Below are 12,688 nucleotides of genomic sequence, written 5' to 3' on the forward strand. Positions count from 1 at the left end.
CAGTTCAGCTGCGTTAACCATTCAAGGAGGAATGCCACCATGACAGCGACAATCCCCCAGACCGTTTATGACCGCCTCGAAAACGAGTGGCGCCAGATGCGCGAAACCGGCTCCCAGCCGAAACCGGCGCAATCTCCGAAGAAATAAGACCCCCCAGACGCCCGATTTCGGGCGTTGACGGTGCCTCAATTTTCTTCTCCCCGGCGGGGAGAAGATGGCCCGAAGGGTCAGATGAGGGGGCAACATCTCCAGATATCTCTACTGTCTCCGCATATATTGACCGTGGCCCCCTCATCCGGCGCTGCGCGCCACCTTCTCCCCGACGGGGAGAAGAAACCGGGGCATCCGCTTGACCGGCCATTGGCTCTCATTCGCTGGAGCCAATAATCACCGAGCTCACATCCCCCGCACCTTCGGTTCACTCACCACCATCGTCGTCAGCGCCGTGATCGCCCAGACGAGCGCATCCAGCCTGTCCGGCGAGCGCCCTGACGAAAGACCATCCGGCCCGAAATCCGTCATCTGGTCTTCCAGCTTTTCGAACCGTGCGGCGTGGCTCACCCTGCCCTGCTCGTAAAGCGCCGCAACCGGCTCGGCGCGGGTGAATTTGCCGCGACTTGCCCGCACCAGCGTCAGCGGCAGGTTGGCATCGATGCTCTGCAGCATCGCCCGCACCATCTCGCCGCCCTGATTGACCTCCGCCACCACCCGGTCCGCCTCGTGGCGACGAAAAGCGGCAACCACGGCGCGGGCCCAGCCGGCCGGCGTTTCGCCTTCCACCGAACAATCCCCAAGCACGTTAAGACGCCCGGACATGCCGAGCCCCGCCACGACGATGCCGCAGCAGGAATGTTCACCGATGCCGGCGGGCGGGTCTACCGCCACGACGATGCGCGTGAGCGGCTCATGCGCTGCCTCGATGATCGCTTCCAGATCGGCGTGTTTCCACAGCGCGCCCTCCCGTTCGTCGATCAACTCGCCGCCGATTTCCTGGCGGCCGAGCCGCGTGCCGCCGTAACGCTCCTGCATGGCCTTGAGAAAACCGGGCGAGAGATTGCGCGCATTCATGGCCGTCGGCATCCGCGCCACCCGTGTCGAGGGATCGGCGAGAAGCGCCTTCAGCAAAGGAATGGGCCGTGGCGTGGTGGTCACCAGTTGCCGGGGCGTTTCACCCAGACGCAGGCCGAATTGCAGCATGTCCCAGGTTTCCTGCGGATATTTCCATTTGCCCAACTCATCCGCCCAGGCCATGTGGAATTGCGGACCACGCAAGCTTTCCGGGTCTTCCGAGGAAAACACCTGCGCCATCGCGCCATTCGGCCACAGCAGCCGCCGGCGCGATACCTCGAAGGCGGGGCGATGGCGGCGGGCAATGCGGCAGATGCCGGAAATGCCGTCGATCATCACCTCGCGGGCGTCGCCCAGCGTCTCGGCAACAAGCGCGATGCGCAAATCCGACTGCTTGCCGGCAGAGGCGACACGATGCACCCATTCCGCCCCGGCCCGCGTCTTGCCGGAACCGCGCCCGCCGATCAGCAGCCATGTTCGCCAGTCGCCTTCAGGCGGCTGCTGTGGCAGGTTGCCGATGAAACGCCAGTCGCGCAGAAGGTTGAAGACCTGCGCTGGCAGATGGGTTCCGGTCGACATATCTATCATCTGTCAGCTTCAGCGGAGGGGCTGCGGGCGGGATCTGCTTCCATCTTCGCGCGGCATTTCTGTTCAGCCAGTTCGTCGATGCGGTTGAGGAAATGCGCTACCGCCGCCTCATAATCCTGCGTATCGTTTTCATCCTCGCGCATAAGCGCCTGCCGTTCTTCCGCCAGCACCCGTTGCAGAGCGTCGATCCGCTCCAGTGTGCGGACGATGAGCGACAGCTGATCCGTTGCAACTTTCACATCGGCTCGGGCCTGCTTTCCCTCCGTGTCGTCGGCGTCAGGCAAAAGGCCCGCCTCGCCCGATTGCCGAAGATTGCGATACAGGCAGACCTGATCCCGCATCTCCTCCGTCAGCTCGTTCAGCAACTGCCGCAGACTGCCGTTGCGCGCCGCATCTTCGGCGACCAGCCTGTCCGCCCGCGATTTGGTCTCAGGCGCAGCCTCATCCGCATAAGCAGGTCTGTCCGGCCAGGCTCCGTAGAGCGCGGGGTCGCAATTATGAGCGTTTGTCATCGGATTGGCCTGAGAGGGAAATGGAGATGAACATGGGCATGCGATGCGGTTCATTTGCGGGTGGTGCCTCCGCACAGCCCTCATTTCTGTGACAAGCACAGGACTGAGGGAAGAGAGCAGAGCCTTGTACTCGAAAATCCAGCGCTCTGATATTTCTGAACCAATCGCGACCCAGCCGCAAATCTCCGACTGTAGCCAAACACTACCAAATCACCGTCACGCTGTAAAGGATTATTTTCCTATTCTTGTGATTTTTATCCTTCCCGCAGGATTTGCACCGTCGTCCGTCACATATTACACTCAGCACCACACGGTGAGTACAAGGGGCGATAGAAGTTGGTAAAACAATGGGTTGAGCGGTTGTTCGCAGGTCTTTCGGCAACCGGCATCGTCTTTGGCACTATTCTGTTCTGCGCTTCGCTTACTCCCTCGCTCCTGCCGCGCACCTGGCTGATGCAGGGCGTGCTGTGCGGTTTCTCCTTTGCCATCGGCTATCTGATCGGCGTCGCCCTGCACGCACTCTGGACCTATCTGGAACTGCCCGAACCCTCGCGCCACAATGTCCGTGGCATTCGTTTTCTCATCGCGCTTGCCGCCGCCATCACGGCCATCACGTTTTTATGGCAGGCGAAGGACTGGCAGAATTCCATCCGCGTTTTGATGGAGCTCGATCCGCTGCCGAGCGCCCACCCGACGAAGACGGGCGGCCTTGCGGTGCTGGTCGCCGCCATTCTCATCGGCGCCGGTCGGCTGTTCCAGCTTATCCGCCGGTTCTTTGCGGCGCGCAGCCGCCATTTCCTGCCGCGCCGCCTTGCCAATGTTCTCGGCATCGCAGCGGCGATCATCCTCTCATGGATGCTGCTCAATGGGCTGATCTTCGATATCGGCCTCAGATTTGCCGATTCCTCGCTGAAACAGGTGGATGCGCTGATCGAACCGGATGTGCCGCGCCCGTCAGACGCGCTCAAGACAGGCAGCAGCGCCTCGCTGATGACATGGGAATCGCTTGGCCGTCGCGGGCGTGAATTCGTCGCCGAAGGCCCGGCGGCTACCGAGATATCCGCCTTCACCCATCGTCCGGCAAAAGAGCCGCTCCGGGTCTATGCGGGCCTCAACTCGGCGTCGACGCCGGAAGAAAGAGCAGCCTTGGCGCTGGAGGAGCTGAAACGGGTCGGCGGTTTCGAACGCAAGGTGCTTCTGGTGGTCATTCCCACCGGCACCGGCTGGATCGACCCGGAAGCGCTCGATACGGTCGAATATCTGCATGATGGCGATATCGCCAGCGTCGCCGTGCAATATTCCTATCTCTCCAGCTGGATCGCGCTGCTGACCGAACCGGATTACGGCGTCGAGACGGCGCGCGCTTTGTTCGAGGCCGTCTACGGCTACTGGACGACGTTGCCGAAGGAAACGCGACCGAAGCTCTACCTGCATGGCCTGAGCCTCGGTTCTCTCAATTCACAGAAATCCTCCGATCTCTACGATGTGCTCTCCGATCCCTTCCAGGGCGCATTGTGGAGCGGGCCGCCCTTTTCCAGCCCCACCTGGCGCATGGCCACCAATGGCCGGGTGAAAGGCACGCCGGAATGGCTGCCGCGCTTCCGCGATTCCTCGGTCATCCGCTTCGCCAACCAATATACGACAGCCCATATGCCCGGTGTGGACTGGGGCCCGATGCGGATCGTCTATCTGCAATATGCCAGCGACCCTATCACCTTCTTCGAGGCCGCCTCGCTTTACCGGCGGCCGCAATGGATGGCGCATCACGGTCCTGACGTTTCCACCTCGTTCCGCTGGTTTCCGGTGGTCACCCTGCTGCAACTCGGTCTCGATGTGGCCGCCGCGACCACGGCGCCGATGGGTTATGGCCATGTCTATGCGCCGGAACATTATATCGACGCGTGGATGGAGGTGACCCAGCCGCAGGGCTGGAATGCGGAGGATATCCAGCGGCTGAAGATGCTCTTCAAGGCCCGCCGCGGCTCCACCGATCCGGCGTGAGCGCGGCGGGCTTGCCTGGAGCCTCAACCCTTCAGCCGGTCCAGATTGTCGATGATATAGGTCTCGAGTGAACGCGGCGCATGGCCTGTCAGCGTTTCGACATCGCCGGTCACCAGTGCTGTCCAGCCTTCGCGCACGGGATAAAAGATCGAAGCGAGGAACGAGGCGTAGTCCTGCGGCACGCCCGCACCGGTGAGAATGCCGATGAAAACCTCATCCGAAACGGCGGCGTAGGACACCGGCTTGCCGATCGCCTGCGATATCAGCGCGGCCGCTTCGCCGTAACCCAGGGCTTTCGGACCCGTCAGGTTGAAAGCCTTGCCGTTAACGGCGTCAGAAGTCAGGGCGGCGGCAGCGCTGTCGGCGATATCGCGCACATCGATGAAACTCGACTTGCCCTCACCGGCCGGCACGGCGATCTGGCCGTGGTCGATGCCGGCTTTCCAGTAGCTGTGGAAATTATCGGCAAACCAGTTGGGGCGCAGGATGACGTAAGGCGTGCCCGAAGCGATGATCTTCAACTCGATCTGGCGATAGGGAATGGAATCGTCGGCATCGACGCCAAGGACGCTCAGGAACACGATCTTCACCTTGCGGCGCGCCGCCTCCTCGACCACGGGCGTCAGCGCGTCGATAGCGTCCAGACGCCCACCGGAAAGAAGCAGGAACAGTCTGTCAACGCCGTCGAAGGCGTCCGCATAAGTCGAGGCGTCGGTATAATCGAAGCGCACCCCTTCCGCGCCGTCCGCCGCCTTGCCGCTGCGCGAGGCGGCCTTCACGCTTTCGCCCCTGGAAAGCAGCGCTTTCACCAGCGGCGTGCCGATGGTGCCGGTGGAACCGATTACGAGTATCTTGCCTGTCATCTCAAATCTCCGTAGTATCTAATGGAAACCATGTTTCGAAAACACAGGTACTGCGTTTGCGAAATCATGAAAAGAGAGCACTTTTTGGTTATCTGGTATCCTCGCGGAAACCGGAATGGCCCTGAAACGATGGAACAAACCCATGGAACGTATCTATGACGTCTATGAAGACCGCTGCCCCACCCGCATGGTGCTGGACAGGATTGCCGACAAATGGGCGCTGCTGATCCTTGACCGGCTGCGGGTGGAAGCGGTGCGCTTCAACCTGCTGCGGCGGGAGATAAAGGGCATTTCGCAAAAGGTCCTGTCGCAGACGCTCAAGAAGCTCGAGCGCGACGGGCTGATTTCGAGGCAGGTGTTTCCGACCGTGCCGGTGACGGTCGAATATTCGCTGACGCCGCTGGGGCGGACGCTGACCGACACGGTGGCGGCGCTTGCCCACTGGGCGGAGGGGAATATCGACGCTGTGATGGCGGCGCAGAGGGCATACGATGAACGGGCGGTGGTTTAAATCGAGGCGCGGCATACCCATGCGCCCCTCATTCCCGTGCCTTTCACAGGAATCCAGCCAGCCCAAGTCCTTGGGCTGAAAGGACTTTTCTCGCCGCGCAGACGCGCGTCGGCTGGATCCCTGTGACAAGCAATGGGATGAGGAGGAAGAGAGCGTCCGCAATAACAGTCAGCGCTGCACCCACCGCACTCCCCAAAATCCCTACCGCGAAATCCGCGTCGACAGAATGATCGACGACAGCGTGCGCTCCACGCCGTCAAGCGCGCCGATGCGGTCGATCAATTGGTCTAGATCGAGGATCGAAGGTGCGGCCAGAATGGCGATGAGGTCAAAAGTGCCGCTCACCGAATGCAGCGTCGTCACCTCCTTGATGGCGGCAAGGGCCGCCGTGACGCCGGGCAAGGCCTTGGGTGCGATGGTGATCAGCACATGGGCGCGCACCAGCCCGGAAAGATAGCTTTCCGAAAGCCTGAGGCCATAACCCGCAATCACCCCGTCCGCTTCCAGTCGCTCGATACGGGCCTGTACCGTGGTGCGCGAAAGGCCGAGTTTGCGCGCCAGCTCCGCCACCGGCATGCGGGCATTTTCGGAAAGCAGGGCGAGCAGCGCCCGATCCTTGTCGGTAATTGTCATAATGACCAATCCTGTCGTCTTATTGTCTAACATTAACCTGCTATCCGCACATAGTGAAGCTGCGAATCGTCAATAAAAACTGGCATTCTGTCATTGAAGCGTATCTGCGCTGACACATTTGCATTCACTGCGGGGAACAAAAACATGAAAAACATTGTCGTCATCGGCGCGGGCAATATCGGTTCGGCAATCGCCTGGATGCTGGCCGCATCAGGCGATTATCGCATCACCGTCGCCGATCGTTCAGCCGATCAGCTGGCCAATGTGCCGGCGCATGAACGGGTCGACACCGAGATCGTCGACATCACCGACCGTCCCGCTCTGGAAGCACTGCTGAAAGGCAAATTCGCCGTGCTTTCCGCCGCCCCCTTCCACTTGACGGCGGGTATTGCCGAAGCGGCCGTTGCCGTCGGCACGCATTATCTCGATCTTACTGAAGACGTGGAATCCACCCGCAGGGTCAAGGCGCTGGCGGAAACCGCCGAAACGGCGCTCATTCCGCAATGCGGCCTTGCCCCCGGCTTCATCTCCATCGTCGCTGCCGATCTCGCCGCCAAGTTCGACAAGCTGGACAGCGTGCGCATGCGCGTCGGCGCTCTGCCGCAATATCCGTCCAATGCGCTCAATTACAATCTCACCTGGAGCACGGACGGGCTGATCAACGAATATATCGAGCCCTGCGAAGCGATCGTCGAAGGCCGCCTCACCGCCGTTCCGGCGCTGGAAGAACGTGAGGAATTTTCGCTGGACGGCGTTACCTACGAGGCCTTCAACACCTCGGGTGGGCTTGGCACGCTCTGCGCCACGCTGGAAGGCAAGGTGCGGACGATGAATTACCGCACCATCCGTTATCCCGGCCATGTGGCGATCATGAAGGCGCTTCTGAACGACCTCAACCTGCGCAATCGCCGCGATGTGCTGAAGGACCTGTTCGAAAACGCCCTGCCCGGCACCATGCAGGATGTGGTCATCGTCTTCGTCACCGTCTGCGGCACCCGCAACGGCCGCTTCCTGCAGGAAACCTATGCCAACAAGGTCTATGCCGGCCCGGTTTCCGGCCGGATGATGAGCGCCATCCAGATCACCACAGCCGCCGGTATCTGCACGGTTCTCGATCTGCTCGCCGAAGGCGCGCTGCCGCAGAAGGGCTTCGTGCGACAGGAGGAAGTGGCGCTGCCGAAATTCCTCGAAAACCGGTTCGGCCACTATTACGGCGCGCATGAGCCACTGGCGCGGGTTGGGTGACTTGAGGGCACAGCATTGCCGCCGGTTTCTTCTCCCCGCCGGGGAGAAGGTGGCCCGAAGGGTCGGATGAGGGGGCGACGCCAGCGATGGATCGCACCCTTGCCCCCTCATCCCGCTGCCGCGACCTTCTCCCCCTCGGGGAGAAGGCGAAACAGGCACTCGCTCGCGCCGGCGTTGCGGATCAGCGCTACGCTTACGTCCCGCAAAAAGTCCTGAACACCCGTTCATGGCTCATCGGCGGCTGCATATAGACGAAGTTATCCGGCCGCTCCTCGAAAGGCGTGGCGATCGCTCTCAGCATGGCGTGGAAGGGCTCGAAATCATCCTCTTCCACCGCCGCCTCGATCAGTTCCTCGATCCGATGGTTGCGCGGGATGACGGCCGGATTGGCGGCCAGCATCGCCGCTGACCTTTCGGAATCGGAAATCCCCTCGCGACCGGCTCTTTCCCGCCAGCGCTCCAGAAATTCGTCCGCCCCCGCAATATCGACGAACATGCCGCGAAACGGCTCGGCGTCACCATTGGCAGCATGGGAAAGACGCCGGAAGGTCAGCGTATAATCCGCTTCCGATGCCTGCATCAGCGCCAGCAGCGCCTGCACCAGATCCATGTCGCCCTCTTCCTCCACCGTCAGGCCAAGCTTTCCGCGCATGCCGGCAAGCCAGCGTTGGGGAAAGGCCGCGGCGAAATCGGCGAGAACGGCATTGGCGCGTTCGGCGGCTTTTTCCACCTGCGGATCGAGCAGCGGCAACAGGCATTCCGCCAGCCTGGCAATGTTCCATTGGGCGATGCCGGGCTGATTGTTGAAGGCATAACGGCCCTGCGCATCGATGGAGGAAAAGACCTTGTTGGGGTGATATTCATCGAGGAAAGCGCAGGGGCCGAAATCGATGGTTTCGCCGGAAAGCGCCATATTGTCGGTGTTCATGACACCATGGATAAAGCCCACCATCATCCAGCGGGCGATGAGGTCGCATTGCCGTTGCGCAATGCCCTGCAGCAAGGCGAGATAGGGATTATCCGCCTGTTTCGCCTCGGGATAATGCCGATCGATGACGTAATCCGCGAGGTTTCTGACCGCTTCGTTGTCCTCGCGCGCGGCGAAAAACTGGAAGGTACCAACGCGGATATGGCTTGCCGCAACGCGGGTGAAGACGCCGCCCGGCAGGCCGACCTCACGCTGCACCCTCTCGCCGGAGAGGACAGCCGCCAGCGCCCGCGTGGCGGGAATGCCGAGCGCAAACATCGCCTCCGACACGATATATTCCCGCAGGACGGGGCCGAGCGCCGCGCGACCGTCGCCCCGGCGCGAAAACGGCGTCGGGCCGGAGCCTTTCAGCTGGATATCGCGGCGTTTTCCGTTCCTGTCGATCACTTCACCCAGCAGAATGGCGCGGCCATCGCCCAGCTGCGGCACGAAACCGCCGAACTGGTGGCCGGCATAGGCCATGGCCAGCGGCTCGGCCCCCTGCGGCACGACATTGCCGGAAAAGATCGCCGCCAGCCTTTCATCGTCAAGGCCGGCCACATCGAGAAGGAGTTCATCGGCCAGCTCGCGATTGAAGGCGATGAGACGCGGCGCCTTCACCGGCGTCGGCAACACGGCGGCGCTGAAGCGCTCCGGCAGGCGGGCATAGGAATTGTCGAATTTCATCACGGGTAAACTCCCTGCTTTGCCCCTATATGGGGCCGGAAGACGGCGGATGCGAGCGATAAATGCGACAGCTTCTGGATTGCTTCATTCAATTTTGCGCAATGAACTTTACTGCGCCATCATCGTTCCTATGCTTGATCCGCAGAATGCCGAAGGAAAGGAAAAGCAATGACCGTCGTTGAAGCCGCAGCCGAACCGGAAAGCGCCATCCGCACCATTCATACCGACTTGCCCGTCAACGCCACCTTCCATGTCTGGTTAAAAGCGAAAAAAGACGCCGAGCCGGGTGCCGTCTCCTTTTCCAATCAGAATGGAAAATTCGCTGAGGTTTCAAGCGTCAACACGGAAGAGTTCGGTTTTCGAATCTATCAGGTTTTCGGCGGCGGCCATGTGGAGATCAGTTACGATACGGTCTCGACCGCCGTTTCCGTCATCTACTGGTTCACCGCGTCGGATGTGCTCGAAACCGGAATCACGGTCGTCCATACCAAGCCGGACAATGCCGCACCCGAACTTCCCGGCAGCTATCATTTCCGCCCACCCTTCGGATGGATGAACGACCCGAACGGTTTCGGTCGTTTCGAGGGGCGGCCGCATCTCTTCTATCAGCATTATTCGCATGGGCTGCGCTGGAACACCATGCATTGGGGCCACGCCGTCTCGTCGGATTATCTGCGCTGGCGGCACCTGCCTATTTTCCTTTTCCCTTCGGAAGATCTGACGACAAGACCTGACAAGCGGGGCGGCGCCTATTCCGGCTCCACCATTCCGCTGGTTGAAGGAACGGGCATCCGCGTCTTCTTCACCGAGCAGGTGCAGGACCGCATTCCCGAACAGCAGATTCAGCTCACCGCCACCTCCGCCGATCTCATCATGGCCGGGCAGGCCGAGGTCATTCTGGGCCACCGCCCGGACGGACAGGGACTGACGCCGGATTTCCGTGACCCCTATGTTTTCCGCGGCCCCGATGGCTTATGGAAAATGGTCCTCGGCAGCCAGAGCGATGGCGGCGGCGTCATTCTGCTTTACGAGACGCAGGACCCCACCGCTGCATCGGGCTGGACCTATGTGGGCAAGCTGTGGGTGGAAACGCGATATAAAACCACGGCCATCGAATGCCCCTGCCTGCTGCCGCTCGATGGACCCGCCAATGCCCGCTCCACCCGCTGGGTGCTGGTCTATGGGCTGATGCATTCGGAGGACCCGGAGACCGGCCGCAAGAACCTCACCATGGCCGATGTCGGCTGGTTCGACGGCAAGGTCTTCACAAAGGAAACCGGGCAGGAGCTGGATTTCGGCACCGACAATTACGCCTTCCAAGCCTTTCTGGATGGCGACAGCATCATCGGCATCGGCTGGCTGGCCAACTGGGCGGATGCCAATCCGGAAATCGACTTCCCCACCTCCATGACCCTGCCGCGTCGGATTCATTATGTGAACGGCGAGCTTCTGACCCCGCCCATCGGTGCGGCGGAAAGCCTGCGCAGCCATATCCTTGACCGCACGCGGCTTGCCTCCGGCGAACGCGTCACCTTTATCAACGGGGCGGTGGAAATATTGTTCGAGCTTGCCTCGCCCGGCGCGCCCTTCGAACTGATGCTCGATCATCCGACGGTCACTCTGGGCGTCGTGTCGGATGAAACAGGGCTGTGGATCCGCCATGAGGACGGCCGTGACGGTGCCTCACCACATTATATCGCCAAGGGAGCCAAGGCATCCCGCATCCGCATCTTCCTCGATTACGGCTCCATCGAAGTCTTCGCCAATCGCGGCCGATATGTGGGCACCAAACGCATCGAAGGGTTCGAACCGGTGCGTTCGGCGCTATTGAAGGCCGCCCCCGGCGCGGTGGTGCATGCCACCAGCTGGGCGCTGAAACCCTGAGGAACCTTTTTGCGGATTGGGCGGTTGATAGACCGACAGCGCCCATTCCACGGATAAGGAGAAACGGCATGACCAAAATCCGCGACACCAGCGATCCGATCCTGTTTCCGACAGAAGCCAATGAAAACAAGGCCGAGAAAAAACGCGCCGGCAAGGGCATCGTCGTCATCATCGGCGCAATCGCGATCATGGCCTTCGTCGTTTACCTGGCGGCGATCACCATCGCCGCCACCCAGTCCTGACGGCGGCGGAAGAGCCGCCTTTCGCTTTGCCGCATTTCGGACGGAAAACCGGATCCCACTTTTTCTGAAAGTGCTTCAGCGCCTTTCGCCCCGCAATCCGCTGGCGGTCATGATCGCCAGCACCGATACGATAACACCCAGCCCATAGAGATAAACCATCGGCATCGTCACATCCGCCCGCTCGATCTGCCCCACCAGATCGGTGGCGGCGGCGACGGTGCCGCTGGCGCCCGCACCGGCGGCGGCGCCCAGCGTCGCGACAGTTGGCAAGAGCGCACCTGTCATCTTGCGCTCCTCCTCAGGAGCTGCTTCCATGGCGGCCTGACTGATGCCGGCCCAGGACATGCCGAAAGCCGATCCGATCAGGATTTGCCCGACGAGCATTTCTCCCCAGTTGCCGGTCGCCAGCCCGAGCCCCAGCAGCGCACAGCCCGGCACCATCTGGTAGGGACCGTAATGCAGGCAAATCTCCCGCAGACGGGCAGAACGCAGGCTGCCGATCAGCATTGCCACAAAGCTCCAGGCAAGCGGCATCGTCACCACGATGAAACCGGCAAAGGTCGGCTCATGCCGCCAGAGATTGATGGCGACATAAGCGAGATAGACGCTGCCCAGCGCATGGGCATAGGACATCAGGAACAACACCCAGAAACCGCTGCCGAGCACCGTCTTCAGCCGGAACGAATTCTTCGGGAAAAGCCCGATCGAGGGCCGGATGCCCGCCCGCAGGGAGGCCCACAGCAGCGCTGCCCCCGCCAGCAGGGAGAGCGCCCGCAGGCTCGCATCCTCGAAGGCGGAAGGGGCGGAAAAGGCCAATGCGCCGACGAGGCAGAGAACCAGCGGCACAAGCGGTCTGCGCGTCGCCGCCACCGGCCGCTCAGCGGAAACGGCAATCGCGGTATAGGCCAGAAGCAGCAGGATCAGCGGCGCCGACAGCAGGAAGGTGGCGCGCCAGGAAATATGCTCGGTGGCGAAACCGCCGGTCAGCGGACCGATGAAGGAGGCGACCGCCCAGATCGCCGCTTCGATCGCGAAGACCTTCGGCAACAGGCCGGAGCGGAAACCGGCGGGAATGAGGCTGTAACACACGGCCACGATCAGCCCGTCGGCCAGTCCCTGCAAGGCTCTGCCAATAACGACCCACAAAAAGTCGCCGGCGATTGCCGAAAGGACCGAACCGAAGGAAAATATCAGGCAGCAGAGAAGCAGGACGGCGCGCGCGCCGAAACGTTCGCGGAACAGCACGGCGGTGACGCCGCCTGCGACGGAACCGACGAAATAAAGACTATAGGCCCAGCTGTAGAAAGCAGCGCCGCCGATTTCGTTGACGGCCACGGGCAAGGCCGTCACCACCGCGAACTGGTTGAAAGCGTGCAGGCCGATACCCGAGGAGATGACGGTCAGAAGCGAGAGGTTAGCCCCGCTCAGCAATTCGCCCCAGCCGTTTTTCTCCACCATTTCCATACTCGACAAAGCCGTATCCTTTC

General features: G+C 61.5%; 11 protein-coding genes. 5 read left to right on the plus strand and 6 right to left on the minus strand.

Annotation, left to right across the window (positions count from 1 at the left end):
* Positions 1-396: 396 nt before the first annotated feature.
* Both PL599_RS15270 and PL599_RS15275 read right to left on the minus strand, forming a co-directional pair.
* Complete coding sequence (locus PL599_RS15270; protein WP_271359258.1) at positions 397-1,656, minus strand: DNA-packaging protein; 1,260 nt, start codon at positions 1,654-1,656, stop codon at positions 397-399.
* The gene (locus tag PL599_RS15275; protein ID WP_271359259.1) at positions 1,653-2,168 is read right to left on the minus strand and encodes a hypothetical protein; all 516 of its coding nucleotides are present in this window, start codon (positions 2,166-2,168) and stop codon (positions 1,653-1,655) included. The genes PL599_RS15270 and PL599_RS15275 overlap by 4 nt, the downstream gene beginning before the upstream one ends.
* A 360-nt stretch (positions 2,169-2,528) precedes the next feature.
* On the opposite strand from PL599_RS15275, the gene PL599_RS15280 reads away from it, so the two are divergent.
* Positions 2,529-4,169, plus strand: a complete 1,641-nt coding sequence (locus tag PL599_RS15280) for an alpha/beta hydrolase (protein ID WP_271359281.1) — start codon at positions 2,529-2,531, stop codon at positions 4,167-4,169.
* 23 nt (positions 4,170-4,192) lie between these two features.
* On the opposite strand, the gene PL599_RS15285 is transcribed toward PL599_RS15280, so the two are convergent.
* The gene (locus PL599_RS15285; protein WP_077982673.1) at positions 4,193-5,032 is read right to left on the minus strand and encodes an SDR family oxidoreductase; all 840 of its coding nucleotides are present in this window, start codon (positions 5,030-5,032) and stop codon (positions 4,193-4,195) included.
* Between the two features lie 142 nt (positions 5,033-5,174).
* On the opposite strand from PL599_RS15285, the gene PL599_RS15290 reads away from it, so the two are divergent.
* Positions 5,175-5,543, plus strand: a complete 369-nt coding sequence (locus PL599_RS15290; RefSeq protein WP_003509204.1) for a winged helix-turn-helix transcriptional regulator — start codon at positions 5,175-5,177, stop codon at positions 5,541-5,543.
* A 201-nt stretch (positions 5,544-5,744) separates the two neighbouring features.
* On the opposite strand, the gene PL599_RS15295 is transcribed toward PL599_RS15290, so the two are convergent.
* Positions 5,745-6,176 carry an Lrp/AsnC family transcriptional regulator gene (locus PL599_RS15295; protein WP_077982674.1) on the minus strand — a complete coding sequence of 144 codons (432 nt, stop codon included), beginning with the start codon at positions 6,174-6,176 and terminating at the stop codon, positions 5,745-5,747.
* Positions 6,177-6,320: 144 nt separating this feature from the next.
* On the opposite strand from PL599_RS15295, the gene PL599_RS15300 reads away from it, so the two are divergent.
* Positions 6,321-7,421 (plus strand): saccharopine dehydrogenase family protein, encoded by a 1,101-nt coding sequence (locus PL599_RS15300; RefSeq protein ID WP_173988442.1) that lies wholly within the window; start codon positions 6,321-6,323, stop codon positions 7,419-7,421.
* A 193-nt stretch (positions 7,422-7,614) separates the two neighbouring features.
* Here the strand turns inward: PL599_RS15300 and PL599_RS15305 are convergent, their stop codons facing one another.
* Entirely contained in the window at positions 7,615-9,075 is a 1,461-nt protein-coding gene (locus tag PL599_RS15305; RefSeq protein WP_191217130.1) for a protein adenylyltransferase SelO, read from the minus strand.
* Positions 9,076-9,243: 168 nt separating this feature from the next.
* Between PL599_RS15305 and PL599_RS15310 the strand changes: the two genes are divergently transcribed.
* Positions 9,244-10,959: a glycoside hydrolase family 32 protein gene (locus PL599_RS15310; protein WP_269824412.1), complete on the plus strand. Its 1,716-nt coding sequence runs from the start codon at positions 9,244-9,246 to the stop codon at positions 10,957-10,959.
* A 68-nt stretch (positions 10,960-11,027) separates the two neighbouring features.
* Complete coding sequence (locus PL599_RS15315) at positions 11,028-11,201, plus strand: hypothetical protein (protein ID WP_077982677.1); 174 nt, start codon at positions 11,028-11,030, stop codon at positions 11,199-11,201.
* A 75-nt stretch (positions 11,202-11,276) separates the two neighbouring features.
* Here the strand turns inward: PL599_RS15315 and PL599_RS15320 are convergent, their stop codons facing one another.
* Positions 11,277-12,665 (minus strand): MFS transporter, encoded by a 1,389-nt coding sequence (locus PL599_RS15320; RefSeq protein ID WP_173989587.1) that lies wholly within the window; start codon positions 12,663-12,665, stop codon positions 11,277-11,279.
* Between the last annotated feature and the right edge of the window lie 23 nt (positions 12,666-12,688).

Source organism: Agrobacterium sp. ST15.16.055 (assembly GCF_027956555.1).
GTDB classification, from domain to species: Bacteria; Pseudomonadota; Alphaproteobacteria; order Rhizobiales; family Rhizobiaceae; genus Agrobacterium; species Agrobacterium salinitolerans.

What these genes read in the sequence shown, in the direction of transcription:
- PL599_RS15270 (WP_271359258.1), bottom strand. Translation starts at nt 1,656, where the DNA reads ATGATAGATATGTCGACCGGAACCCATCTGCCAGCGCAGGTCTTCAAC.
- PL599_RS15275 (WP_271359259.1), bottom strand. Translation starts at nt 2,168, where the DNA reads ATGACAAACGCTCATAATTGCGACCCCGCGCTCTACGGAGCCTGGCCG.
- PL599_RS15285 (WP_077982673.1), bottom strand. Translation starts at nt 5,032, where the DNA reads ATGACAGGCAAGATACTCGTAATCGGTTCCACCGGCACCATCGGCACG.
- PL599_RS15290 (WP_003509204.1), top strand. Translation starts at nt 5,175, where the DNA reads ATGGAACGTATCTATGACGTCTATGAAGACCGCTGCCCCACCCGCATG.
- PL599_RS15295 (WP_077982674.1), bottom strand. Translation starts at nt 6,176, where the DNA reads ATGACAATTACCGACAAGGATCGGGCGCTGCTCGCCCTGCTTTCCGAA.
- PL599_RS15300 (WP_173988442.1), top strand. Translation starts at nt 6,321, where the DNA reads ATGAAAAACATTGTCGTCATCGGCGCGGGCAATATCGGTTCGGCAATC.
- PL599_RS15305 (WP_191217130.1), bottom strand. Translation starts at nt 9,075, where the DNA reads ATGAAATTCGACAATTCCTATGCCCGCCTGCCGGAGCGCTTCAGCGCC.
- PL599_RS15310 (WP_269824412.1), top strand. Translation starts at nt 9,244, where the DNA reads ATGACCGTCGTTGAAGCCGCAGCCGAACCGGAAAGCGCCATCCGCACC.
- PL599_RS15315 (WP_077982677.1), top strand. Translation starts at nt 11,028, where the DNA reads ATGACCAAAATCCGCGACACCAGCGATCCGATCCTGTTTCCGACAGAA.
- PL599_RS15320 (WP_173989587.1), bottom strand. Translation starts at nt 12,665, where the DNA reads ATGGAAATGGTGGAGAAAAACGGCTGGGGCGAATTGCTGAGCGGGGCT.